Source organism: Pseudomonas asiatica (assembly GCF_040214835.1).
Lineage (GTDB): Bacteria > Pseudomonadota > Gammaproteobacteria > Pseudomonadales > Pseudomonadaceae > Aquipseudomonas > Aquipseudomonas putida_Z.
Genome location: NZ_CP157874.1, coordinates 1,881,518 through 1,907,190, shown reverse-complemented (window position 1 = coordinate 1,907,190; position 25,673 = coordinate 1,881,518). Strand labels below are relative to the sequence as shown.

The following is a 25,673-nucleotide window of genomic DNA, read 5'->3' as shown; positions in this document are numbered from 1 at the left end:
TCAGTACAGGCATTCGACAGCCATGGCCGTGGCCTCGCCACCGCCAATGCAGATGGCCGCCACGCCACGGCGCAGGTTGTTCTGGCGCAGGGCAGACAGCAGGGTCACCAGAATGCGCGCGCCGGAAGCGCCGATCGGGTGGCCGAGGGCGCAGGCGCCGCCATGGATATTGACCTTGTCGTGCGGCAGGTCGAGGTGCTTCATGGCCGCCAGGGTGACCACGGCGAAGGCCTCGTTGATTTCGAAAAGGTCGACCTCGGCCAGGTTCCAGCCGGTGCGTTTCATCAATTTGTCGATGGCACCGATCGGCGCGGTCGGGAACAGTGCCGGGGTGTCGGCAAAGGCGGCGTGGCCGTGGATCACCGCCAGCGGCTTGAGGCCGCGCTTGTCGGCTTCGGAGCGGCGCATCAGCACCAGCGCCGCAGCGCCGTCGGAAATCGAGCTGGAGTTGGCGGCGGTCACCGTGCCGCCTTCGCGGAAGGCCGGCTTGAGCTGCGGGATCTTGTCCAGGCGCGCCTTGGGCGGTTGTTCGTCGTCCTTGATGACGCGCTTCTCCTTGCCCTCGGTGACCTCGACCGGCACGATCTCGGCAGCAAAGCGACCGCTCTTGATAGCGTCCTGGGCGCGGGTCAGCGAGGCGATGGCGAACTGGTCCTGGGCTTCGCGGCTGAAGGCATTGGCCTGGGCGCAGTCTTCGGCAAAGGTGCCCATCAGGCGGCCCTTGTCGTAGGCGTCTTCCAGGCCGTCCATGAACATGTGGTCAATGATCCTGCCGTGGCCCATGCGGTAGCCGCCACGGGCCTTGTCCAGCAGGTACGGTGCGTTGGTCATGCTTTCCATGCCACCGGCCACCACCACATCGGCGGTGCCGGCCAGCAGCAGGTCATGGGCCATGATCGCCGCCTGCATGCCCGAACCGCACATCTTGTTCAGGGTGGTGCAGGTGGTGTGCTTGTCCAGCCCGGCGCCCAGCGCGGCCTGGCGCGCCGGTGCCTGGCCCTGGCCTGCTGGCAGCACGCAGCCGAACAGCACCTGCTCGACACTGGTGGCATCGATGCCGGCGCGCTCGACGGCACCACGAATGGCGGCGCTGCCCAGCTGCGGCGCGGTCAGGCTCTTGAGGTCGCCCTGCAGGCCGCCCATGGGCGTGCGCACGGCGCTGACGATAACGATCGGGTCATTGGCGAGGGTCATGTTCGCTCTCCTTACTTGGCAGCCATGCGCAGTGCACCGTCGAGGCGGATCACCTCGCCGTTGAGCATGCTGTTCTCGATGATGTGGCGGGCCAGCGCGGCGTACTCCTGCGGGCGACCCAGGCGCGGTGGGAATGGCACGCCGGCGGCCAGCGAGGCGCGTACTTCCTCGGTCATGCCGGCCATCATCGGCGTTTCGAAGATGCCCGGGGCAATGGTCATCACACGGATGCCGAAGCGCGCCAGTTCGCGGGCGGTCGGCAGGGTCAGGCTGGCGATGGCGCCCTTGGATGCAGCGTAGGCCGCCTGGCCGATCTGGCCGTCATAGGCGGCGATGGAGGCGGTGTTGATGATCACCCCGCGCTCGCCCGCCTCATCGGCAGCCCCTTCGGCCATGGCCGCGGCAGCCAGGCGCAGCAGGTTGAAGCTGCCGATCAGGTTGACGTTGATGACCTTGGCAAAGCTGGCGAGGCCATGCGGGCCCTGCTTGCCCAGCACTTTCTCGGCACCGACGATGCCGGCGCAGTTGACCAGCCCGTGCAGGCTGCCAAAGGCGCTGACGGCCGCATCGACCGCCGCCTGGGCGGCCTGCTCGTCGCTGATGTCGGCCACCGCGAAACGGGCGTTTTCGCCCAGCTCGCGGGCCTTGGCTTCGACGGCCTGGGCATTGAGGTCGACCAGCATGACCTTGGCGCCGGCCTCGACCAGCATCTGCGCGGTGGCAGCGCCCAGCCCGGAGGCGGCGCCGCTGACGATGAAGTGTTTGTTGGCTATCTGCATGATCGGTTCCTTTCAGGCGCTGGCAGGGGTGGCCTGTTGCGCTTGTTGTTTGGCGACTTCCTGGTTGCGCAGGATGAAGCGTTGCAGCTTGCCGCTCGGGGTCTTGGGCAGCTCGCTGACGAATTCGATTTCCCTTGGGTAGGCATGGGCGTACAGGCGCTGGCGCACGTGCTGGCGCAAAGCCTCTTCAAGCTCGGCGTTGCCCTGGTAACCGCTTGCCAACACCACGAAGGCCTTGATCAGCTCGGTACGTTCCGGGTCCGGTTTGCCAATCACCGCCGCTTCGATTACCGCTGGGTGCTCGATCAGTGCGCTCTCGACGTCGAACGGGCCGACCCGGTAGCCGGAGGTGGTGATCACATCGTCGCTGCGGCCGACGAAGCTGATGCTGCCATCCTGGTTCAGCTCGACGGTGTCACCGCTGAGGTAGTACTTGCCGACGAAGGCTTTGGTCGGCAGGCCGTGGTAGCCCGCGAACCAGCACAGCGGCGACTGCTCGCGGTCGACCGCGAGGATGCCCGGCTGGCCGGCTGGCAGTTCGTTGGCCTGCTCGTCCAGCACCACAATGCGGTGGCCGGGGATGGCAAAGCCGGCCGAGCCGAGGTGTACCGGGTGCTGCAGGCCATGGTGGTTGCACAGCACCATGCCCAGTTCGGTCTGCCCGTAGTGGTCGTGGATGGTCACGCCCAGTTCGTCGGCGAACCAGCGGATCACTTCCGGGTTGAGCGGTTCGCCGGCACTGCTGACCACCCGCAGGCGGCCCTTGATCGGTGCCGAGAAGTCATCCCCGGCGGCAATCAGCAGGCGGTACGCGGTGGGCGAGCCGGCCAGGTTGGTGATGCCCAGCTTGTCGATCACCCGCGCGCAGCTTTCAACACTGAACGGGCCATCGTAGAAGGTGGTGGCATGGCCCAGCGACAGCGGGCCGGTGACCGCGTAATACAGGCCATAGGCCCAGCCCGGGTCGGCCAGGTTCCAGAAGTTGTCCTCGGGGCGCAGGTCGATGGCATCACGCATGTAGCCCTGGAACGCGACGATGGCACGCAGCGGCACTTCCAGCGGTTTGGCCGGGCCGGTGGTGCCGGAAGTGAACATCAGCAGGAACGGGTCGTTGCCCGAGCACATGACCGGCTCGCATTTGTCTACGGCATTGTCCAGGCATTGCTGGAAGTCCAGCTCGCCACTTCGGGCGTTGACGGTGATGATGGTCGGGCAGGCGTGCACATCGTCCAGCTTGGCGCGGTTGAGGCTGTCGGTGACGACCACGCGGGCGTGGGACTGCTCCAGGCGATGTTCGATGGCCTTGGGGCCGAACGCGGTGAACAGTGGCTGGTACACCGCCCCGAGGCGCCAGGTGGCGAGGATGGTGACCAGCAGTTCGGGGGTGCGCGGCATCAGCCCGGCGACCCGGTCACCCGCACCAACGCCTTGCGCTTGGAGCACATTGGCGAAACGGGCAGCCAGTGTTTGCAACTGATCGAAGCTCAACCGTGCACTCTTGCCCTCGCGGTCTTCCCAGACCAGTGCGGTCTTGCCCTCACCGGCATGGCGGTCGCAACATTCGACACAGGCATTGAGGGCTTCAAGGTTGCCATGCAGCGCCGCAGCAGCAGCCTGGCCATGGTCGAACGCACGAGCGGCCTCGGTGTAATCGCGCATCGTCGGACTCCTGGTTTCTTGTTTTTGGAGTTGAACCATCGGTCCGACGATGTTCGCGCCGCGCTGGCGTCGCGGCAATGGCCTAAGTTGTCAAACTGGATGACCGGTTTGGCCGGTGGCCATCAGCCCGGTGCGCGCTCCAGGCTGATCACGTAGTGCCGGGTCAGTTGCAGTTGCAACGCCAGCCGATCGGCCTGCAGCTGCGCATCCAGTGCCTGTGCCTGGTTCAGATACTGTGCTTCACCGAGTTCATCGCGCCTTACCGCCAGTGCCGCCCGCTGCTCACCGGCGAGTTGCTCCAGGTCGTTGAACGGCTGCGCAAAGTGCTGTTGCAAAAAGCGCTGCCAGAACGCGCGCGTGCACAAGTCGGCCACTACATCATCGAGAACGTCCGCCCTTCCCACGGCTGCCTCTGCCGCCTGCAGCCGATGCTCGCTCAACCCTACGGCTGCCGCCCTGAGGCGCATTCTGGCAGGCTGGAACGGCAACCTGAGCCTGGTGCGCAAGCGCACCCTGTAGCGCATTGCCAACGTCGCCAGTACTGCCGGTTCGGCGAAGCCTTCAAGGTTTTGCCGCTCGGCCTCGACATACTCATCAAGGCGGTCCAGGCGTTGCAAGGCGCGCCCCAACGCCAGCAACTTCGGACCATGGGTCTGAGCACCATCGCCCGCCGCGTCGCGCTCGGCATGCAGACGCAACAGTCGGCTGAACAGGTCGATGGCACCGTTGTCATCCTTTACCGCACCGGCTGCCGCCAGTTGCACCTGGCGAGCGAATTCGGCGTCTGTCTCCATCATCGACAGGCACTGCCAGCCCATGCGCAACAGATAAGCCTTGGGCCAGCTGTAGTCCGCCAGGCCTTGCAGAAGCTCCAGCAGATCGAACAGGCGGGCATTTTCGTCTCGGCTGCTCAGCCGGTCCCAAAGCTCACCACGCCCATGGCTGGCGGAGTCGGAACCGACCCACCAGGCTCGGCCGATCTCTTCCTCCGGGTCCTCCAGCAGCGGCTCCAAGGCATACAGCTTGCCGTAATCGGCCATGCTCAGGCGGTTGCCATCGACCAGGATGCGCTGGCGAAACTCCAGCGGCATGGCCAGCACGCCGTCAGGCACACCCCGCAGGAAATTGTCACGGAGGTCGGCTCGTTGCAGGAAGCCACACAGCTCGATCCCTCTGGGCCACTCGCTGAGCCCGCAGCGACGCAAATTCAGCTCGATCAGATGAGGCAGGTGATGGAAGCGCATTTCGTACACCCCCAGCGGGCTGTTGTAGCTCAGGTCGAGGTGGCTGAGCAGCGGCAACCCGTTCAATGCTTCGATGGCATGGGCATCCAGGCGAATGCGGTTATGCCCCAGACGCAACCGGCGCAGGTTGGTCAGGTAGCCAAGCCCGCGCGGGCAGCGCAACAGCTGGTTGTGGCTCAGGTCCAGCTCCTGCAGGTAGGTGAATGCCCGCAGAAACTCCTCGTTCACCACCCCGATGGCCGTCTCGCTCAGTACCAGGGTGGTGACGTGATAGAAATCGATAGGGGCAGGCATGACCGGCAACGAATCGGTTGGCAGATCATTCAGAACCAGGCGTAGCCCCTGGCGCTTGCCATCACTGTCGACCACCACATGGTCGCCAAGCGCCTGCCAGGCACGCAGCAATCGTTCGGCGAACAGCTGGCGTCGCGCCCGCAATGTGTCACTCAGCGCAGCCGACACCCAACCATTGAGCGCGCGGTTCAACTGCTCATGATCGTCCTGCAGCGCCATGAGCGCATCGGCGACCGGCACATTCTGCAGCAGCCAGCGGTCAACTTGCGTTTCCAGCGAATCGCCCAGCCCCGGGAAGAATCGCCTCAGGCCGGCCCGCAGTTGTTCCCTGGGTGTGGTGGGCAGTGCCGCGCGCCCGCTGAGCAGGTACCCGACGCGGCCATCGGCAAGGCGCTGCCCGGGGTTGAACCAGCGCTCCGTCGGCGCCCAGCCCAGCATGCGGGCGATTTCCTCATGGGTACCCAGGTGCGCCATGAGCTTCTCGCGCAGGCGCTCGGCATTGGCGTTCTCGGCCAGGCCCAAACGGCCCAGCAGGTTGCGCGATTCGAGCGCGGCCAGCACAGCCTGGAAGATGCACGAGGAAGCAGGTGGCTGCATCGCGAGTTTTCGGCCCTGCCCGTCATACAGGGCAAAGACCCCTTGCTCACGCACCAGCTCCCGCTGCTCGGCTGCATCGCCAACCGAACCGATGCGCTGCAACGCCACGGCATCGGCAGCAGCATTGCTCAACGCCAGGCTGAACGCATCAATGGCCTCGACATTCAGCAATGCCAACACCAGCATGCCCGTTTCATCGCTATATGCGCTCGACAGATAAAACCCTGCCAACGCCCTGCTCACCTTCGCCAGCGAGCACAACGACCTGGCCTGGGTGGCCAGGCTTTGCGGCAACTTTCCACCACTGACGAACAGCTGGCGAGCGTCGTGACTTGCTCCGTCGGCCAGATCGCGCGCATAGGGCTCAGGCAGCCCCAGCGCCATCAGCGGCTTGAGCAAAGGCTCCGCCGATTCGGGCAGGCGTGTCAGCCGTGCGAACAGCAGGTCGCTCGACCTTGGCCGGTCCGCTAGCACTGCCGCACGCCCCTTTACGCTGCCCGGTCGGGCCTCGCACCAGGCCAGCAGCTGCAAGTCCTGATCGGAGACAGTGTCGCGTTCCAGGTTGCGGAAGAACGTGTCGATGCGGGCATCGGCATCGAATGCCCTGAGGGTTTCCCGCAAGGTGGCGGGCGTTCGCCGGTTTTCCACCAGCAGGCCGCGTAGTTCGTCCTCATCGATGCCGGCCATGCGCAAGATTCGCTGCGCCTGCTGACCATCGAAAGGTTGATCGCGCGGCCAAAGGGTATCGAGCATTTTCGCAGGGTCGCGCCAACGCTGCGGCTCATCGTGCATCAGGCGCCAGCTGCGTTCGCCATTGTGCAGCACGACCGGGCCGTACGCCTCTTCGCGACCGGGGTGGCGCAGACGCCAGGGGCCATCGGGGTCGGGCCGATGAACCTCGTAGAAGACCCCGTCGGCCTTCATCCAGCGGCGCTCGCCATCGGCATAGGCCCCGTCCGCACCCAAGGTGATCGTTTCAGGGGTCGAGGCAAAGGCTGCCAGATCTCGGGACCACAAACGCCCCGCCCCATTGGCGAGCCTTACCGGCTCCAGCGCCGCGACGAACGCGCTGCGCAAGAAGGTGACGCCCGCCACCGTCGCGGCGGTGCCCGCCAGTATCTCGGCAACGCCCAGCATGTGCTCCAGCGCCTCGTGCTGATGGCCTCGCAACCAGTCCTGCGTGCCCTCGAAAACCTCCGAGAGGGTGTGGGCCACCAGTTGCCCGAGCAGCAACCCGCCCACCACAGGAATGAACAGGCCCGCGAGGTTGAGCACATCGAGGCCGGCGGCCTTCCACGCCTCATGCTGCTCACGCGATGCGGCTTCATCGGCATCGGCGGTCGGCACCAGCAACAGGCGGCCATCCTGCTTCACCCGGTTTGTCTGCTGTGCAGCCAGCGCCTGGAAAATGTCATGCTGCGGCACGCTGCCATCGAGTTCCAGGTCCGGCTGGTCATCCTCCAGTCGGGCCCGCAGCTTGTGCATGAACCCGGCACGCTGATCCAGGCCGATCAACTGGCTGAACGCCTGGCGATAGGGTTCATGGCGCAGCTCGGCCACCAGCGCGCTGTTGATCGAGGCATGGCTGTCGAAGTGTCGCAACGCCTGTACCGGGTCGCTGGGCAGGTAGAGCACGCCGCCCTGCGTTTGCCCATGCGTGTCGCGAAGTTGAATCCACACACCATCCGCCACTGGGCAACCGAGGGCTTCGAGCAGGCCCGGGTGACCCGTGAGGCTGGCGGATCGCCGATCCGCGGGTTCATCCACCAAGGCGTGCAATGCCTCCTTGACCGGCTCGGTGATCTCGCCTTTCAGCGCGGCAACCTGCACGGCCAGGCGCAGCCCGGAGCGCTTGTCCTCACACAAGATGTGCTGTGCCGCGGCATCGAAAGTACGGTCCAGTTCCTGCTGATACAGGCGCCCGGCATCGAGCTTGCGGCACGCCTCGACCAGTTCATCGGTGCCCCGCGAAAGTACCCGTTCCTGCCCCGGCGCGACCAATCCAGTTCCCAGGTAGAAATCGTTGCTGGCGGCAAAGTTGCGCATCAGGCGGAGCAAGCCGCTTTCACGCCGTTGCCCGTAAGTGGGAAATTGCGGCTCAGCGCCGAGCGTGGACGAAAAACGATGGGAAACCTCCAGCCACTCCAACTGCCAGAACGCCACGTCGCCCGGCAGCGGCTCGCGCAACAAACTGGCGAATTGCCGTTCGGCGAACTGCTGTGGTGACGGCAACGCCAGGGTGATCCCGCGCAACCGGGCCTGGGTGGCATGATGGGCCTCCAGGCTTTCGCGCAAGGTGCGTATCTGGCTTTGCGTGGCCTGTTTGAGCCAGGCAGGCAACCGGTCACCGATGAAACCGTCGTGCAAGTGGCTGGAAGACGCAGAGGCGGGCTGTGGTGCGTGTGGTTCGCGGGTCATGGCAGGTCCCTGGATGACTGTCGAAAGCCACGCATGGTGTGCAACCTGCCGGCGCTTGCGCAGAGGGAACCCCTGCGGTAGAAGCAGGGCGGCACACTGCGTACCGCCCGTGAAGCGCCGTCACTTTGCCTCTGGCACCATGAACGCTTCGTGCGTAAGGCGCTGGGCAAGGCTGGCCAGGGCCTGCTCGCGCTCATCGCGCAGGGCGTTGCTCAGGTTCCAGTACTCGTCACTGGTCAAGGCCTCCCTTTGCTCGTCCAGTGTTTCCAGCCGCAGGGTGAATTGCGTTTCCAGGTTTTCGAAGTCGTCCGCATGCTCTGCCCGCAGTACCGGCAGCCAGAAATCACGCTCGCTGATGAACACGATGCGTTGCTCGCCCGCCTCCACCTCCAGCACTTCCTTGAAAGCCTCCTCCAGTTGCAGAGACGACACGTTGGCCAGCCTGCCAAACTGCATATGGCGAGGTTGGCCCAACAGGTCCAGGCGCTGGGCCAAGCCGCTGAGGTAGGCAAGATTGACCTCCACCTCCTCTTCATCATGGTCCCCGCGGCTCCAGCGTCCATCCTGGTAGCGGGCGTCGATTTCGCGTCGGGCGATTTTCTCTACCCAGTGCACGCGAAACAGCCGCTTGGCCAACTGCAGGCGTGCCGCGCGGGTCGAAATCGGGTCGCCGCCGCGGGTGGCCTGCTCGACATGCATGCGCACCTCAAGGCGGCTGAACACGGTGGAAACGCTGTCCACACAGGTGGTGGGCTCCGCTGCCAGGTCAAACAGCGCTATGCGCGTGGCGGTATCGGCATGGGCGGCATCCAGCATTGCCCATACCCTGAACCCGAGTTCGGCCGGCGCCTTGCTGAATTCGGCCGTGGTCGTCAGTTGCCTGAGCAGCTCGAAGAAAGCCAGGCTGCCGGGCTCGGCATTCAGCGCATCCCATTTCCCTTGCTGCTCCTGCCGCGCCGCTGAGTCCAGAGTCTGCAGCCATTCTTCCCGGGCCGGAGCGTGCCGTTGCGGGCGGGGTGTGGCCAGCAGGCGTTCGACGGCATAAAGGCGATCGAGATCCTGCACTGGCAGCGCATTGCCTTCCAGGTGCATGGCACGGCGCAACTGCAACGGGGCCTGGAACAAAGTTGCCGGCAACTCGGTTATCTGGTTGTTGCGAAGGTCGGCGAACACCAACAGGCCACACCACTCCAGGCCCCGGGGCAGCGCCGTCATCTGTACCCGGTTCAAGCGCAGGATCCGCAAGCTGGGTAACCGCTCGAACTGTAGCCTGATGTCGCCGAGCGGGTTGTCACTCAGGTCCAGCGAACGTAAGTGCGCCAGGCCGGTCAGCACATTGGCCTGCGGCTCCGAGATACGAATACGGTTGCGCGGCATCAGCAACTGGCGCAAGGCGGTCAACCGCTCCAGCCCCGCAGGTAACGCGCGCAAGGCGTTGTCGCTCATGTCCAGGCACAGTAGATCGGGGAAGCAAGCGAGGAACCCCGACGGGATGGCATCCAGACCGAGCGCCGACAGGGTCAATTCCGACACGTGCGAGAAGTCCGTCCCGACCGGCAACACGGGCAGGCTGCCCACCGGTACGGCGACGATGCTCAGGCTGAGCACCGCATCGTTGCTGATAGCCCCGACGGCGCGGTCGCTGCGCATCTGCCAGGCACGCCGCAACGAATCTGCGACGCGTCGGCGTGCGCGGCTGGCGCTGCCCGCCACCTCTTCAACCCAGGCCAGCAAGCTGTCGTCCAGGCGGCGGTATTCCTGCTCGACACGCAGCAGGCTCTCGAACAGGCCCCCGCGCATGTCCAACAGGCTCTGGACATAGCGATCGACGCCGGCATCCCCGATACCGGGATACAACGCGCGCACCCGCTGCCGCACCACGCGCTCCGGCGAGCCGATGCACGACTGGCAGCCACCCAGTGGATAGCCCGCTCGGCCATCGGCCAAACGCTGCATGGGCGATGCCATGGGCCTTGCCTCCCGCCAGCCGAGCAGGCGCAGCAGGGCCTGCCGGTCACCGGGTAGCCAGGCCTGCATCTGCTCGCGGATTCTGGTCGGCGCATCGGTGCCATTCCAACCCTGTCGCACCCGGTATTCCACGGGCAGGCAAGCGGCCAGCACCTCGAACAGCCCCTGGGGGGCGGCGACCTCGCGCTCATCCGGCAAGCCTCTGTCGTTGTAGAGCTGGAAGCGCCCTTCCCGCCTGACCAGCACCACGTCCTGCTCAAGGTCGGTCTCGGCGAACAGCCGTTCCATCGCCGCCCCAGCATACGGGTCACGACGCAACACCAGGTTGAACCCGGCAGCGCCGGGGCCATGCCGACGCAGCAGGGCAAAGGCCAGCGCCACCACTTCCGGCCGGTAACTGCCTTGCAGGTACAACGCTTCGCGCATGCGGGTCAGGCGCGCCAGTTGCAGGGCCACCCGCGCCTGCTCAGCCAATGCCAGCGGCAGACGGGACTCTGCCTGCATGCGTAAGCGTACAGCCTCGGTGGCCTGCTCCAGCACATCGAGGGCATAGGCTTCTGGCAGCGTAGGGAAGTCGCGCTGGATCAATCCCAGCAGCGGGTCGTCAGCCAGGTAAAGCCTGGAGAAATGCTCGAGCATCGCCTCACGCAACTCGATTGCCGCGTCACCGATCGACAGCGCCTGTTCTTCGACGGTTTCATCCTGCAGCTGCAGCCTTTCGATGCACCATTGCCACAAGTCGGAATCGGTATCGGCCTCCCCCGCTTCCAGCCGGCTGAAAAAGGCTTGCGCGCGCGCGTCCACGGCAAAGCGCTGCAAGGTATCGCGCAGCTGCACTGGCATCGCTCGCCGCTCCACCAGCAGGCCACGCAGGTAGGCCTCGTCGACATCCGCGACTTTCAGCACCTGCTCCACCCGCACAGCGTCCATCGCGGCCGCAGCCGGCCAGAGCCGCCCGAGCAACAGCGCGGCGCCCTGCCATTCCAGTGGCCGCTCATAAGCCAGCCGCCAGCCACGCGCAGAGCAGCGTTCCAGCACCGGCCCGAACGCTGCCTCACCGTCGGCATGCAGCAAGCGCCAGACGCCATTGGCGGTTTGCCTTACCCGATACAAGGCTCCATTCAACCGCCACCAATGGCGCTCACCCTCGGCGAGCAAGCCGTTGTCGAGCTCCGTCAGCTGTACTGGTGGTGTAATGTCCTGGTAAGGCGCCAGCTCATTGCGCCAAAGCCGTTGCCGGCCATCCTCGGTGATAATCGGCTCCAAGGTTTCGACGAATGCGCTGCGGGCCAGATGGACACCGACAACCACCGCACCGGTGGTTGCCACGCTGAAGGCCACCTGAAGCATATGCGTCAAGGCCTCATGCTGATGGCCCAACTGCCAGTCACGCACGCCCTCGAAAGTTTCGGTCAACAGTTGCCTGGCAAGGTCCGCCAGCAGCAAAGCCCCGATGACCGGCACGAACAGGCCCGCCAGGTTGAGCAATACCAGGCCGGCGCCTTTGAGCTCGTCCAGGCGCTGCTCCGAAGCCGCGTCATCGGCCTGGGCGGTGGGCACCGCAAGGAAACGTGCATCGGCCTTGATTCGCTGAATGTGCCAGGCGGCCATCGACGCAAAACCGTCCCCCGCTTCCAACACCCTGCGGGGTTCCAGGTCAGGTTGTGCATCCTGCAAGCGTGTGGCCAGGGCCTGCTCACAAGTGGCGCGATCACCCAAGGCAATGCGCCGCACGAATGCCTGCCGATAGTCCTGGTTGCCCATCGCCGTGGCCAGGACGCGGTTCGCCTCATCCCAGTTGGTGAACGCGCGCAGGGGTTGCGCCTGATCGTCAGGGGTGTACAGGATCACTCTTTTCAAGCGCCCAGGTACCCCGAAGGGAAACGTGGACTGGTGGCGGGACTGCTCGATCAATTCAACCGCCAGCGCGCCATCCACCCGGCAGCCAAGGACCTCAAGCGCACCGATCTCCAGCTGCAGCGGCCCCTTGATCACGGCGTGTTCATCCTTGCACGCGACACGCAGCAGCAGCAGGTCTTGCGGATCCAGCTGCTGCTTGATGGCCGCGATCTCGACCGCCACGGCCAGTTCCAGGCGCCGGTCGGTGGTCAGGGCTTTTTCATAGTCAGGGGTCAATACCTGCGCCAGGTGCCGCTGGTAGGCGCTGCCGACATCCACCTGGCGGCACAGGCTGACAATCCGGTCGATGTCTTCGCTCACCACCTGCTCGTCCTGGTGGGCTCCCGGGAGGGTCAAGGCGGTGCCGAGGAAGAAGGACTCGTTGGCCTTGAAGTTCTGCAACAGCTTTTGCAAGGCCGGCATGCGCACGAAGTACGGTTGATAATCAGGGATCAAGCCGGTTCTCACATCCAGCCGTGCGCGTGTTTCGCGCCACACCAGCTTGTCCAGGTCAACCTGCAGCTTCAGCTGGCTGTCCTGACGCAAGGCAGGCTCGAACAGTTGCTTGGCAAAACGGTCCAGAGGCTGCAGGCGGTCGGCGAACCCTGCCATCTGCCGCTGACTCGCAAGATAGGCATTGAAACGCAGTTGCAGCCTGGCAAGCTGCTTGGGCTTGGCCGCCTTCAACCAGGCGGGCAAGCTTTGGGCGATGAAGTCTTCGGCGGGGTGAAGCAACTTGGGATGCAAGGCAGGTTGAGACATCGTCGATTTCCTGGTCAGTGATCGACTCGTCACGATGCTTGCCAGCGGCGGCGGCCGGCAGCGGGAAGGCGTGGTCCCCTAGCCGCCACTGCCGCGCTTGAGGATCAGCGCACGGTAATGCCCGGGGTTGCAGCCGAACCACTTGCGAAACGCCTTGTAGAACGAACTGCTGTCGGCAAAGCCCAGGCGTTCGGCGATTTCGCTCATGGCTGCGTCTTCCTGGCTCAGCCAGGCAATCGCCAGCTCACGCCGCACACTGTCCTTCAACCCCTGGTAATTCTGACCCTCTTCGGCCAGCCGCCGGCGCAGGGTAGAGGGCGACAGGCACAACTGCCGCGCCAGGCTGTCACCATCGGGCCACTGCCCCGGATCCAGGCGCAGCAGGTCGGTGCGAATGCGCCGCCCGAGGCTGGCCGGGTCACGGTACTTGACCAGGATGTTGCCCGGCGCCTCGGCCAGAAAACGCTGCAGTTCTTCTTCGCTGCGCCGCAGCGGCAGCTCAAGGCATTCGGCAGCGATGATCATGCGCGTGCGCGGGCGCTCGAACTGCAGGTTTTCCGAAAACATCACCCGGTAGTCATCGCAGAACGGCGGCTCGGCACAGCGCAGATCGATGGCCAGGATCGGGATACGCCGCCCGGCCAGCCAGCAGGTCACACCGTGCACGATCATCCAGAAGGTGAAATAGGTGAAAGCGCGGCGCGGTGTGTCACGCGGCTCGTTGATGACGATTTCGGCCAGGCCTTGCTGGCGCACCAGGCTTGGCTGCAGGTCTTCAAGCATCAGTGACAGGAACGCCAGCGCGGTTTCCAGGCCAGCGCCCAGGGTCGGCTGGCCCATGCTGGCACGGCACATGAACGCCAGGCTGCCGCTGCGCAGACCGCGCGGGTCCATGGCGAAGAACTCATCGTTGCAGCGCCGCGCCAGCAGGCGCCAGAGCCGGGCATAGGACTCGGCGCTGACTCGCGCCGCAGGCAGGTGCAGCTGTTCGACGGCGATACCCGCCCGGGCCAGCAAGCCGATATCGGGCTCGCCAGCGGGGCAGGTCTGCAACAGCGCCTCGCGCACCAGCTGCATGGAAATGGTGTCTTTCTCGCTCATCGACGGTCCTGTCGGCTCAATGCCGGCCATCTTAGGCCGCCCCGTTGAAAACAGCCATCACAGCCCTGCCGCCAGGCCGAGGAACGCCTGGATCAGGCGCAGCTCACGGCGGCGCTCCAGGCAGCCGATCAGGTGCTGGTTGACCAGGCCGTCACCGGCCAGCGGGCGCGCCACTACCCGCGGGTCATTGGCGACTTCGGTGGACGACACCACGCCAATGCCCAGCTCCGAGGCCACCGCTTCGGTCACCGCCTCGCGGCTATCCAGCTCCAGCAGCACCCGAGGTTGCACGGCGGCCTTGCTGCAGGCCTTGTCGAAGGTGCGCCGGGTGGTGGAGCTGGGCTCGCGCAACACCATGATCTGCTGGTGCAGCTCGGCCAGCGGCAAATCACCTTCGCCGCTGGCCCAGGCATGCCCCGCCGGCAGCAAGGCGCACAACCGCGACTCGCACAGGTTCTGCAAATGCAGGCCTTTGCGCGGCTCGATCTCGGTCAGCACGGCCACGTCGGCATGTTCGCTGAGCAATGCCGCCAAAGTTTCCTGGGCATTGCCCAAGCGCAGGTTGACGGTAATGCCCGGGTAGCGCTCGCGCAGCAGCGCCAGCATCGGCATGACCCGGTGCGGGCCATCGGCCGCCACCTCCAGGCGCCCGGTCAGCAATTGGCGATTAGCCTCGAGCATGGCCTGCGCCTCTTCGGCCAGCCCGAACATGGCGCGGGTGATGGCTGCCAGGCGGGTGCCCTCTTCGGTCAACTCAACCCGCCGCGCGGTACGCCGCAGCAAGGTGATCTGGTAGTGCTCCTCCAGCGCCTTCACGTGCCCGGTCACTGCCGGCTGGCTGATGAACAGGCGTGCGGCGGCACGGGTGAAGCTGCCCTCACGGGCGACGGCATCGAAGGCACGCAACTGGAACAGGTTCATATTTATCGGCCTTACTTATAGCTCGGATAACAACAAACAATTTGATTGATGGCAACGCCAATTGCAACCTAGGCCCCGTAGTTTCAGCCCACCGCTTGTGAGGAATAACGGAATGAGCAACGCCCCGATTCTGCTGACCCCCGGTCCCCTGACCACATCAATCCGCACCCGCCAAGCCATGCTGGTGGACTGGGGCTCCTGGGACCGCGACTTCAACCAACTGACTGCCAGTGTCTGCGAGCAACTGCTGGCCATCATCGACGGCAGCGCCAGCCACCACTGCGTGCCCCTGCAAGGCAGCGGCACCTTCGCCGTGGAAGCGGCCATCGGCACTCTGGTGCCGCGTGACGGCAAGGTCCTAGTGCTGATCAATGGCGCCTATGGCCAGCGCCTGGCGAAGATCTGCAAAGTGCTGGGCCGTGCCTACAGCACCTTCGAAACCGCCGAAGACCAGCCGACCACCGCCGCCGACGTCGACCGCCTGCTGGCCGCCGATCCGGCCATCACCCACGTCGCGCTGATCCACTGCGAAACCAGTACCGGCATCCTCAACCCGCTGCCCGAGATCGCCCAGGTGATCAAAGGCCACGGCAAGCGCCTGATCATCGACGCCATGAGCTCGTTCGGCGCACTGCCGATCGACGCCCGCGCCATCCCCTTCGAGGCGCTGATCGCCGCCTCCGGCAAATGCCTGGAAGGGGTACCTGGCATGGGCTTCGTGTTCGCCGAGAAAACCGCCCTGGCCGCTGCCGAAGGCAACGCCCACTCGCTGGCCATGGACCTGCACGACCAGCACACCTACATGGCCAAGACCGGCCAGTGGCGCTTCACCCCGCCGACCCACGTGGTCGCTGCCCTGCACGAAGCGCTGCAGCAATACAACGAGGAAGGTGGCCTGCCAGCGCGCCACCAGCGCTACGCCGACAACTGCAAGACCTTGCTCGACGGCATGGCCGCCATCGGCCTGCGCAGCTTCCTGCCTGCCGAGATCCAGGCGCCGATCATCGTCACCTTCCACGCACCGAACGATCCCCGCTACCAGTTCAAGGACTTCTACGAGCGGGTCAAGGCCAAGGGCTTCATCCTCTACCCGGGCAAGCTGACCCAGGTGGAAACCTTCCGTGTCGGCTGCATCGGCGTGGTTGGAGCGGATGGCATGCAGGCCGCCGTGAATGCCGTGGCCGAGGTGCTGCGGGAAATGGAAGTGCTGGACATCTGACCCTTTGCCCACCCAATTTCAGGAACAAGCGCACATGAACTACAGCAACCCTACCCAGCTGCAAGCCGCCATCCTTGACTGGGCCGGCACCGTGGTCGACTTCGGCTCCTTCGCCCCGACCCAGATCTTTGTCGAAGCCTTTGCCGAATTCGATGTGCAGGTGTCCATCGAAGAAGCCCGTGGCCCGATGGGCATGGGCAAGTGGGACCACATCCGCACCCTGTGCGATGTGCCGGAAATTGCCGAGCGCTACCGCAAGGTGTTCGGCCGTACCCCGACCGACGATGATGTCACCGCCATCTACAACCGCTTCATGCCGCTGCAGATCGAGAAGATCGCCGTGCACTCGGCGCTGATCCCCGGCGCCCTGGACACCCTCACCGGGCTGCGCCAGGACGGCCTGAAGATCGGCTCTTGCTCGGGCTACCCGAAGGTGGTGATGGACAAGGTGGTGGAGTTGGCCGCGCAGAACGGCTACGTGGCCGACCATGTGGTGGCTACCGACGAAACCCCGAACGGCCGCCCATGGCCGGCCCAGGCCCTGGCCAACGTGATCGCGCTGGGTATCGACGATGTGGCGGCGTGCGTGAAGGTCGACGATACCGTGCCGGGCATTCTCGAAGGCCGCCGTGCCGGCATGTGGACCGTGGCCCTGGTGTGCTCGGGCAATGCCCTGGGGCTGACCTGGGAAGGCTACCGCGCGCTGAGCGCCGAGAAGCTGGAAAGCGAGCGCCAGCGCATCCACGCCCTGTTCGCCGGCTCCCGCCCGCACTACCTGATCGACACCATCAACGAACTGCCCGAAGTGATCGCCGACATCAACCGGCGCCTGGCCAAGGGTGAGATGCCGCAGGCGTCCTGAACGTTTGCGTGATACCTGAACGTTTGCGTGATACCTGAACGTTTGCGCGATACCTGAACGTTTGCGCGATAGATGTAGGAGCGGCCTTGTGTCGCGATCGGGCTGCGCAGCAGCCCCAGGGTTTCTGCTTCAATGCGAAATTTGCTGGGGCTGCTGCGCAGCCCGATCGCGACACAAGGCCGCTCCTACAAGGATCGCCGTATCGGCAGGCCTTTCTCGAATAAGTGCTACTCCGGCAACTGCACCCGGGGTTTGGTTGCCGCGAAGATCGCCCAACTCGACACGAACAGCGCCGCGATCAATGGCCCGATCACGAAGCCGTTGAGCCCGAACACCGCCAGCCCGCCCAGCGTCGACACCAGAATCAGGTAGTCCGGCATGCGCGTATCCTTGCCCACCAGGACCGGCCGCAACAAGTTGTCCACCAGGCCGATCACCAGCACGCCGAACGCGGTCAGGATCACCCCCGACAAAATCGCACCGGTCAGCAGGAAGTACGCCGCCACCGGCGCCCACACGATCCCCGCCCCCACCGCCGGCAGCAGCGACAGAAACGCCATCAGCACCGCCCACACCAGCGCACTCGGGATATCCAGCACCCAGAAGATGAAACCGCCCAGCGCCCCCTGGGTAATGGCCACCAGCACGTTGCCTTTTACCGTCGCCCGCACCACACGGTTGAACTTCAGCTGCAAACGGCGCTTCTGGTGTTCGGGCAGCGGCACTGCCAGACGCACCTGGCGGGCGACCTCCGCGCCTTCGCGCAGGAAGAAGAACAACAGGTACAGCATGACGAAGAAGCTGACCATGAACTGGAAGGTGTCCTGCCCGAAGTTGAACGCCTGGCTGGCCAGCACCTGGCTGCCCTGGGTGGCCCACTTGCTGATCTTGTCGCGCAGCCCGTCGAGGTTGCCCATGCCCATGCTGTCCAGGCCCTGCTGGGCAAACGCCGGAAGCATGTCCTTGCCGCGCTCGACATAACCGGCAATATCCAGCTCCCCGTGCTCGATGCGCTGGTACAGGGCGGCCCCCTCCTGCACCAGCAATGCGCTGGTGATGATCACCGGCAGGATCGCCACCAGCAGGCACACCAGCAAGGTGGTCACCGCAGCCAGGTTGCGCCGGCGGCCGAAACGCAACAGCAGGTGGCGCTGCAGCGGGGCGAACAAGATACCGAGTATCACCGCCCAGAAGACCGCACCGTAGTACGGCAGCAGGATCCAGATGAAGGCAATGCTCACCAGCGCCAGCAGTACTGCCAGGGCTTTGTTCTGCAGGGCGGTCTGGTTCATCGCGGGTCCTCGCATGGCTTATGCGTTATTAGTGCGCCGCACCTTGGCAAAAGTGCCGCCATTCCCTTGATGCAAATCAATACGGGCCGTATCTGCCAGCCCTAGCATCCGCGCCTTTTGCTCCGGTGCGCACATGACCCCTATCGCCAAGCCCGAACTGCTGGCCCCCGCCGGCACCCTCAAGACCATGCGCTACGCCTTCGCCTATGGCGCCGACGCGGTCTACGCCGGCCAGCCTCGCTACAGCTTGCGGGTGCGCAACAACGAGTTCGACCATGCCAACCTGGCCCTGGGCATCCAGGAGGCGCATGCCCTGGGCAAGCGCTTCTACGTGGTGGTCAACATTGCCCCGCACAATGCCAAGCTCAAGACCTTCCTCAAGGACCTGGCGCCGGTGATCGAGATGGCACCGGACGCGCTGATCATGTCCGACCCAGGCCTGATCATGCTGGTACGCCAGCACTTCCCGCAGATGCCGGTGCACCTGTCGGTGCAGGCCAACACGGTCAACTGGGCCAGCGTGCAGTTCTGGCAGCAACTGGGCCTGAGCCGGGTGATCCTGTCGCGCGAGCTGTCGCTCGAAGAGATCGAAGAAATCCGCCAGCAGGTGCCGGAAATGGAGCTGGAGGTGTTCGTCCACGGTGCCCTGTGCATGGCCTACTCCGGCCGTTGCCTGCTGTCGGGCTACCTCAACAAGCGCGATGCCAACCAGGGCAGCTGCACCAACGCTTGCCGCTGGAAGTACGACGCCACCCCGGCCACCGAAAACGCAACTGGCGACATCGTGCGCGAAGTGCAGCCGACGCTGGGCCTGGGTGCACCGACCGAGCAGGTATTCCTGCTGCAGGAAAGCAACCGCCCCGGCACCGAAATGCCGGCGTTCGAAGACGAGCACGGCACCTACATCATGAATGCCAAGGACCTGCGCGCCATCCAGCATGTCGGGCGCCTGGCCGCCATGGGCGTGCACTCGCTGAAGATCGAAGGCCGCACCAAGTCGCACTTCTACTGCGCCCGCGCCGTGCAGTCGTACCGCCAGGCGATCGACGACGCGGTGGCCGGGCGGCCATTCGACCGCTCCCTGATGGACAACCTCGAATCCCTGGCCCAGCGCGGTTACACCGAAGGCTTCCTGCGCCGCCACGTGCACGACGAGTACCAGAACTACCAGCGCGGCAACTCGGTGTCCGAGCGCCAGCAGTTCGTTGGCGAGCTGACCGGGGTGCGCGTCGACGGCCTGGCCGAGGTCAAGGTGAAGAACCGCTTCGCCGTGGGCGACCATCTGGAACTGATGACCCCACGCGGCAACTACCACTTCGATCTCGAGCACATGAGCAATGGCCAGCAGCAACCGCTGCAGGTCGCCCCTGGCGATGGCCACACCATCTACCTTCCTGTTCCCGAGCAGGTGCCATTGGCATACGGCCTGCTGATGCGTGACCTGCCAGCTTGAGCGAGGTGGCTAGAGTTCAATCCTGGTAATGGCGCCAAGCCGCCGGTCGCCCAATTCCTTACGAATCTGCTGACGAAAAGCGGCGAAACGTTCCAGGTCAAAGCGGTAAACAGTGCCGGTGTTCCACACGACGATGTCACGCTGGGCCTCGCTCCAGAATCCGAAGTCGCGCATTTCCACCGTGCCATTGAAGCGAAACGAGTAGACCGCCAGATGGATCTGGCCCTCCTCGTCCTTCTGGCAGGGTGTTATCAGAAACGATGAGGCGACGTCGTTCTGCCAACCAGACTGCAGGAACTTGCTGGCGTGAGCACTGATGCGCAGTTCCTGCATGGATGCGCGCGCCAGTTGGGCCAACAGCGTTGGTGTGCTGCCTGTGCCGATGGGCTCGAGCCTTGTATCGAAATCGTCATGGTCCCTGATGACCTGGGGCGGCAACTCCAGGGCGGCCATCCTTACGCAGCCATGTTTCTCCAGGCGATTGCGGAAGCGGTCGAACCAGCTTTTCCATAGCTCGTCCCGGTCGAGGAAGCGGCTTGCGAACTCATCGGCATGGTCCAGCAACGTTTGCACGTCCTGGCGTTCCTCGTCGGACAGGTTTGGTCCGATGCCGATCAGATTGGTCTTGGAGTACAACAGGCAGTCCAGTGGTAGGGTCATGATCCAGCAGGCTCTCAGATAGGTGTGCCGCACGTTAGCCAGCGTGATGACAGGCCGGCATCCGGAACCACTACCTGACAGGTAGACTGGCTGCCTGACAACGCTGGCGAACAGCAACAGGCCGCGCTGCGCCTGGAAGCCGCTTACGCTATGCTGCTGGCCGACCGCTGGATATCGGACCGCCCCTGGGGCCGCAACGACACCGGGCGCGTGCAAGGCATAGGCCTGGTCGCCGGTATCCGCCCACGTTTTTGAAGGAGTGCTTCATGATGCTGCGTAAACACCTGCTGCCCCTGGGCCTGCTGGCCATCACCGGCCTGGCCCAGGCTGCCGAGACCATCGACGTCTACCGCGACCCCAACTGTGGCTGCTGCAAGGCCTGGATCAGCCACCTGCGCGACAACGGCTTCACCGTCAACGACCATGTCGAGCCGAACATGAGCGAGGTGAAACAACGCCTGGGCGTGGCGCCACGCCTGGCGTCGTGCCATACCGGGGTGATCGATGGCAAGTTCGTCGAAGGCCACGTACCGGCCGAGCAGGTGCGCCTGCTGGCCAAACGCAACGACCTCAAGGGCCTGGCCGTGCCAGGCATGCCCATGGGCTCGCCCGGCATGGAAATGGGTGACCACAAGGATGCCTACCAGGTCATCGGCGTGACCCAGGACGGCAAGGACACCGTGGTCGCCAACTACTGATGCTCAGCCTGTGGGCGCTGTTCCTCAGCGCCTTCGGCGCCGCCACCCTGCTACCGCTGCAATCGGAGGCCGTGCTGGTCGGCCTTTTGCTGCGCCAGCCCGAGGCCTGGGCCACCCTGCTGCTGGTGGCGACCCTGGGCAATGTGCTGGGCTCGGTGGTCAACTGGGTGCTGGGCCGGGCCATCGAGCACCTGCGTGACAAGCGCTGGTTCCCGTTCAGCCCTGCCCAGCTGGAACGCGCGCAACAGCGCTACCAGCGCTGGGGGCAATGGTCGCTGCTGCTCAGCTGGATGCCGGTGATCGGCGACCCGCTGACGCTGATCGCAGGCATCATGCGTGAGCCGTTCTGGCGCTTCCTGCTGCTGGTGACCCTGGCCAAGGCCGGCCGCTATGGGGTGCTGGCGATGATTACCCTGGGCTGGTTTCACGCCTGGTAACACCTTTCACGTCCCGCGTGGTCCACTGACTGCTACAGTCGCCCCTTCCTACATGGCCCTACACGGAGTGCCCCCATGCTGCGCGCAACCGCCCTGGCCCTGGCCTGCCTCGCCGGCAGTTCGGCCATCGCCGCCGAATCGCCCACCTATGGCCCCCAGCTGGAGGGCTTCAACTACCCGCATCCACTCAAGCATTTCGACTTCAAGTCCCAGGGCCAGGCCCTGCAGATGGGCTACATGGACGTGCCCGCCCAGGGCCAGGCCAACGGCCACAGCGTGGTGCTGATGCATGGCAAGAACTTCTGCGCCGCCACTTGGGAAACCACCATCGACGCCCTGAGCAAGGCTGGCTACCGGGTCATCGCCCCCGACCAGGTCGGCTTCTGCAGCTCCAGCAAGCCGGCGCATTACCAGTACAGCTTCCAGCAACTGGCGAGCAACACCCATGCCCTGCTCGAACAGCTGGGCGTGAAGCAAAGCATCGTGCTCGGCCACTCCACCGGCGGCATGCTCGCCACCCGCTATGCGCTGATGTACCCGCAGCAGGTGGAGCGCCTGGCGATGGTCAACCCCATCGGGCTGGAAGACTGGAAAGCCCTGGGCGTGCCCTACCGCACGGTGGACCAGTGGTATGCGCGCGAACTCAAGCTGGATGCCGAAGGCGTGCGCGAGTATGAGCGCAAGACCTACTACGCCGGGCGCTGGAAGCCGGAGTACGAGCGCTGGGTGCAGATGCTGGTGGGTCTGAACAAGGGGCCGGGGCATGAAGCGGTGGCGTGGAACTCGGCGCTGATCTACGACATGATCTTCACCCAGCCGGTGTACCACGAGTTCAAGGACCTGCAGATGCCCACCCTGCTGCTGATCGGTGACCAGGACACCACAGCCATCGGCAGTGATATCGCGCCGCCGGAGGTGAAAGCGAAGCTGGGCAAGTATGCAGTGCTGGGGCCGCAGGTGGCCAAGCTGATTCCCAAGGGTGAGCTGATTACCTTTGAAGGCATGGGGCATGCGCCGCAGATCGAGGAGCCGGTGCGGTTCAACCGTACGCTGGTGGAGTGGCTGGGCAAGTGAGCCAATAGTCGAGGGGCCGCTTTGCGGCCCTTCGCGGGCTCGCCCGCTCCCACAGGTACTGCACAGGTTTGGGAAGCTGTGCACTACCCGTGGGAGCGGGCAAGCCCGCGAAGGGCTGCAAAGCAGCCCCCTACACTTTCCAGACCTGCTCCTCGGTCCAGCCCAGCTCGGCAAAGTCCGCCGCCCGCAACCCCGCCTCTTCCTCACAGAAAAACTCATCCAGCTGCGGCGGCCTCACTGCCGTGTCACTGAGCATCGCATGCACCTGCCCACGGTGATGCACCTGGTGCTCGAACAGGTGCGCCAACAACCGCAGCCGTTGCTCGCGCTGTACCCGCTCGGGGCGCACGATGCTCACATAGCGCCCCAGCTCACCATCGCGCAGGCCGCGGCAATAGGCGATCAGCCGGTGATCGGCCTGGGCCTGTTCGGCATGCAGGTCGGTGCAGGTGGCAAACGGCTGTTCGGGGTCGAAGAAGCGCTCGCCGTCGGCGTCGGGCTGCTCGCCACGCTGCTCGCACTCGAGCATGTGCAGGTAGAACCAGTCCACCGTCAGCAGGTGGTTGAGGGTGGCCTTGATCGACGGGAAAAAGCTGCAGCGCGGGGCGACGAATTCGTCCTGGGTCAGTTGCAGGCAGGCCTTGTACAGACGGTGGTTGGCCCAGCCATTGTTGTAGGCCTGGGTCAGCAGATGATGCGACAGCGGCTCCATGGTTCGGCTCCTTTTCAGGCGAAGCGTTGCAGTTGCATCTCCCGTAGCCGGCTCAGGGTCCGTTGGTACGGGAACGCCAGATACCCTTGAGTGTAGAGGGCATCCAGCGGCACCTGTGCCTCCAGGTACAACGCCACCCGGCGGTCGTAGCATTCGTCGACCAGGGCAATGAAGCGGCGCACCGCGTCGTCCTTGGGCGACAGCGCTGGCAGCTCGCGGTCACCCGCCACCACCCGCGCCGCAGCATCCTCGGTGCCCCGGGCAATGCGCCCGGCCCGCTGTTCACCCCCCAGCGCCGGAATGCCCGACACCAGGATGGCCGGGAACCGGTCGCACAGGGCCATGAACTCCATGGCCGCCAGCGGCTGTTCGCACAGGTCGGTGAAGCGGCACCAGATGGCCTGCGCGCTGCGCCGCACCACCTGCACCTGCCGGGAGCCGATCGCCAAGGGCTGATCGTGGCCTGCGTCGCCGGGGCTGAGCTGGCGGAACACCTCGCCCAGCTGGCTGGCCTGCCCCGCTTGCGCCACCCAGTAACGCTGGCGCTCGGCGCCGGGGTGCAGGCGGTGGTCCTGCTCGCCGGCTACCGGCAGTACCTGCATGTGCCGCTGGATGGCGGCGATGGCCGGCAGGAAACGCTCGCGGTTGAAGCCGTCGCGGTAGAGCTGCTCGGGTGGCTGGTTGGAGGTGGCGACGATAACAACGCCTTGGTCGAACAGTACCTGGAACAGGCGGCCGAGGATGATCGCGTCACCGATGTCGTTGACGAACAGCTCGTCGAAGCACAGCACGCGTATCTGCCCTGCCAGCTCCCCGGCCAGCGCCAGCAGCGGGTCGGCGGTGCCGTTGAGCTGGAACAGGCGCTGGTGGACCCAGGCCATGAAGTGGTGGAAGTGCTGGCGCCGGCTGGGTACCCGCAGGCAGTGGTGGAACTGGTCCATCAGCCAGGTCTTGCCGCGGCCGACCGGGCCCCAGAGGTAGATACCCTGGGTGGGGCGGCCCTGTTCGACGGCCTGGAAACAGGCCTGCAAGGCCTCGACGGCGCGGGCCTGGGCGGGGTCGGCGACATAGCCCTGGGTGGTCAGGGCCTGCTGGTAGAGGGAATGGGGATCGATAGCCATGCGGCATTCTACACATACCTTGTGGGAGCGGCCTTGTGTCGCGAAAGGGCCGCGCAGCGGCCCCAGCAATATTCGTCGTGACGCGAAAATCCTGGGGCCGCTCTGCGGCCCTTTCGCGACACAAGGCCGCTCCCACAAGTACTGTACTGCGTCAGGTGCCGTCGCCCAGGCCTACCTTGAGCAACGCGCCGTCCTTGTCATCGGTCAGCACATACAGGTAGCCATCCGGCCCCACCCGCACATCGCGCATACGCGCCTTCAGCTCACCCAGCAAACGCTCTTCATGCACCACCTTGTCGCCATCCAGTTGCAGGCGGATCAGCTCCTGGGTAGCCAGCGCGCCAATGAACAGGTTGTGATCCCAGGCCTTGAACCTAGAGCTGTCGTAGAAGGCCATGCCGCTGATACCCGGCGACTTCTCCCATACATGGTGCGGGTCGACCATGCCCTGCACATGCTTGCCCTTGGCCTCGGGAATCGGCAGCAGCGAGTAGTTGATGCCGTGGGTCGCAATCGGCCAGCCATAGTTCTTGCCAGGCTCGGGAATGTTGATCTCGTCGCCGCCGCGCGGGCCGTGCTCGTGGGTCCACAGCTTGCCGGTCCAGGGGTTGAGTGCGGCGCCTTGCTGGTTGCGGTGGCCGAACGACCAGATCTCCGGCCGCACGTTGTCCTTGCCGACGAAGGGGTTGTCCCTGGGTACTTCGCCGTCCGGCAAGATACGCACGATCTTGCCTTGCAGCTTGTCCAGGTCCTGGGCGGTCGGGCGCTGGTTGTTCTCGCCGAGAGCGATGAACAGGTAGCCGTCGCGGTCGAACACCAGGCGCGAGCCGAAGTGGTTGCCCTCCGACAGCTTGGGCTGCTGGCGGAAGATGACGTTGAAGTTTTCCAGCCGGGCGCGGTCCTGGGACAACTGGCCACGGCCGACCGCCGTACCGGCCTTGCCGTCACTGCCCTCTTCGGCGTAGGACAGGTAGACGGTGCGGTCCTTGGCGAACTCCGGCGACAGCACCACATCCAGCAGGCCGCCCTGGCCCTCGGCCCAGACCTTGGGCACACCACTGATCGGCGGGCCGACCTTGCCTTCGGCATTGACCACCCGCAAGTTGCCGGCGCGCTCGGTGACCAGCATGTCCTTGCCGTCCGGCAGGAACGCCAGGGCCCAAGGGTTGCGCAGGCCGTCGGCCACTGTGCTGACGGTCAAGGTGCCTTCTTCACTGCGAAGCTGCTGTTCGGCCGCCGCTTGCGCCAGCAGGGGCAGGAGTGCGGCGGCGGTCAGGGTGACAAGCCAGGGTGCTCGAAGCATGCAGGA

The 25,673-nt window shown here is 65.1% G+C and carries 18 protein-coding genes; 6 read left to right on the top strand and 12 right to left on the bottom strand.

The genetic code is table 11. The features are described 5' to 3' along the window. The 7 genes from ABNP31_RS08600 to ABNP31_RS08570 form a co-directional block, all read right to left on the bottom strand. Complete coding sequence (locus tag ABNP31_RS08600) at positions 1-1,194, bottom strand: acetyl-CoA C-acyltransferase (RefSeq protein WP_085593209.1); 1,194 nt, start codon at positions 1,192-1,194, stop codon at positions 1-3. An 11-nt stretch (positions 1,195-1,205) separates the two neighbouring features. Continuing rightward, on the bottom strand, positions 1,206-1,973 hold the full coding sequence (locus ABNP31_RS08595; RefSeq protein WP_350013204.1) for an SDR family NAD(P)-dependent oxidoreductase: 768 nt from the start codon (positions 1,971-1,973) through the stop codon (positions 1,206-1,208). A 12-nt stretch (positions 1,974-1,985) separates the two neighbouring features. Continuing rightward, on the bottom strand, positions 1,986-3,632 hold the full coding sequence (locus ABNP31_RS08590) for an acyl-CoA synthetase (RefSeq protein WP_350013203.1): 1,647 nt from the start codon (positions 3,630-3,632) through the stop codon (positions 1,986-1,988). 122 nt (positions 3,633-3,754) lie between these two features. Further along, positions 3,755-8,185 carry a dermonecrotic toxin domain-containing protein gene (locus ABNP31_RS08585; protein WP_350013202.1) on the bottom strand — a complete coding sequence of 1,477 codons (4,431 nt, stop codon included), beginning with the start codon at positions 8,183-8,185 and terminating at the stop codon, positions 3,755-3,757. A gap of 120 nt (positions 8,186-8,305) precedes the next feature. After that, a complete protein-coding gene (locus tag ABNP31_RS08580) occupies positions 8,306-12,814 on the bottom strand; it encodes an NEL-type E3 ubiquitin ligase domain-containing protein (RefSeq protein WP_350013201.1) in 4,509 nt (1,502 codons plus the stop codon). A 78-nt stretch (positions 12,815-12,892) separates the two neighbouring features. Then, a complete protein-coding gene (locus tag ABNP31_RS08575) occupies positions 12,893-13,915 on the bottom strand; it encodes an AraC family transcriptional regulator (protein WP_015269649.1) in 1,023 nt (340 codons plus the stop codon). 57 nt (positions 13,916-13,972) lie between these two features. After that, a complete protein-coding gene (locus tag ABNP31_RS08570) occupies positions 13,973-14,836 on the bottom strand; it encodes a LysR substrate-binding domain-containing protein (protein ID WP_015269648.1) in 864 nt (287 codons plus the stop codon). Between the two features lie 112 nt (positions 14,837-14,948). Here ABNP31_RS08570 and ABNP31_RS08565 point away from each other — a divergent pair, with 112 nt between their 5' ends. Both ABNP31_RS08565 and phnX read left to right on the top strand, forming a co-directional pair. Then, a complete protein-coding gene (locus tag ABNP31_RS08565; RefSeq protein ID WP_013971825.1) occupies positions 14,949-16,055 on the top strand; it encodes a 2-aminoethylphosphonate--pyruvate transaminase in 1,107 nt (368 codons plus the stop codon). 34 nt (positions 16,056-16,089) lie between these two features. Further along, a complete protein-coding gene (gene phnX / locus ABNP31_RS08560) occupies positions 16,090-16,917 on the top strand; it encodes a phosphonoacetaldehyde hydrolase (protein ID WP_025338370.1) in 828 nt (275 codons plus the stop codon). 227 nt (positions 16,918-17,144) lie between these two features. On the opposite strand, the gene ABNP31_RS08555 is transcribed toward phnX, so the two are convergent. Next, positions 17,145-18,209, bottom strand: a complete 1,065-nt coding sequence (locus ABNP31_RS08555; protein ID WP_350013200.1) for an AI-2E family transporter — start codon at positions 18,207-18,209, stop codon at positions 17,145-17,147. A gap of 133 nt (positions 18,210-18,342) precedes the next feature. On the opposite strand from ABNP31_RS08555, the gene yegQ reads away from it, so the two are divergent. After that, the gene (gene yegQ / locus ABNP31_RS08550; RefSeq protein ID WP_025338368.1) at positions 18,343-19,662 is read left to right on the top strand and encodes a tRNA 5-hydroxyuridine modification protein YegQ; all 1,320 of its coding nucleotides are present in this window, start codon (positions 18,343-18,345) and stop codon (positions 19,660-19,662) included. 9 nt (positions 19,663-19,671) lie between these two features. Here yegQ and ABNP31_RS08545 read toward each other — a convergent pair whose 3' ends face one another. After that, on the bottom strand, positions 19,672-20,538 hold the full coding sequence (locus ABNP31_RS08545; RefSeq protein WP_350013199.1) for a hypothetical protein: 867 nt from the start codon (positions 20,536-20,538) through the stop codon (positions 19,672-19,674). Positions 20,539-20,591: 53 nt separating this feature from the next. Between ABNP31_RS08545 and ABNP31_RS08540 the strand changes: the two genes are divergently transcribed. From ABNP31_RS08540 to ABNP31_RS08530, 3 genes are all read left to right on the top strand, one after another. Further along, positions 20,592-21,020: a DUF411 domain-containing protein gene (locus tag ABNP31_RS08540; RefSeq protein WP_015269641.1), complete on the top strand. Its 429-nt coding sequence runs from the start codon at positions 20,592-20,594 to the stop codon at positions 21,018-21,020. Further along, positions 21,020-21,457 carry a YqaA family protein gene (locus ABNP31_RS08535; protein WP_013971818.1) on the top strand — a complete coding sequence of 146 codons (438 nt, stop codon included), beginning with the start codon at positions 21,020-21,022 and terminating at the stop codon, positions 21,455-21,457. The genes ABNP31_RS08540 and ABNP31_RS08535 overlap by 1 nt, the downstream gene beginning before the upstream one ends. Positions 21,458-21,532: 75 nt before the next feature. After that, a complete protein-coding gene (locus ABNP31_RS08530) occupies positions 21,533-22,531 on the top strand; it encodes an alpha/beta fold hydrolase (RefSeq protein WP_350013198.1) in 999 nt (332 codons plus the stop codon). A 130-nt stretch (positions 22,532-22,661) separates the two neighbouring features. Here the strand turns inward: ABNP31_RS08530 and ABNP31_RS08525 are convergent, their stop codons facing one another. The 3 genes from ABNP31_RS08525 to ABNP31_RS08515 all read right to left on the bottom strand — a co-directional run bounded on the left by ABNP31_RS08525 (position 22,662) and on the right by ABNP31_RS08515 (position 25,667). After that, positions 22,662-23,243, bottom strand: a complete 582-nt coding sequence (locus ABNP31_RS08525) for a DinB family protein (protein WP_013971816.1) — start codon at positions 23,241-23,243, stop codon at positions 22,662-22,664. Positions 23,244-23,257: 14 nt separating this feature from the next. Beyond that, positions 23,258-24,364 carry a cell division protein ZapE gene (zapE, locus tag ABNP31_RS08520; protein ID WP_085693007.1) on the bottom strand — a complete coding sequence of 369 codons (1,107 nt, stop codon included), beginning with the start codon at positions 24,362-24,364 and terminating at the stop codon, positions 23,258-23,260. A gap of 151 nt (positions 24,365-24,515) precedes the next feature. Beyond that, complete coding sequence (locus tag ABNP31_RS08515) at positions 24,516-25,667, bottom strand: PQQ-dependent sugar dehydrogenase (protein ID WP_350013197.1); 1,152 nt, start codon at positions 25,665-25,667, stop codon at positions 24,516-24,518. Positions 25,668-25,673: the final 6 nt, after the last annotated feature.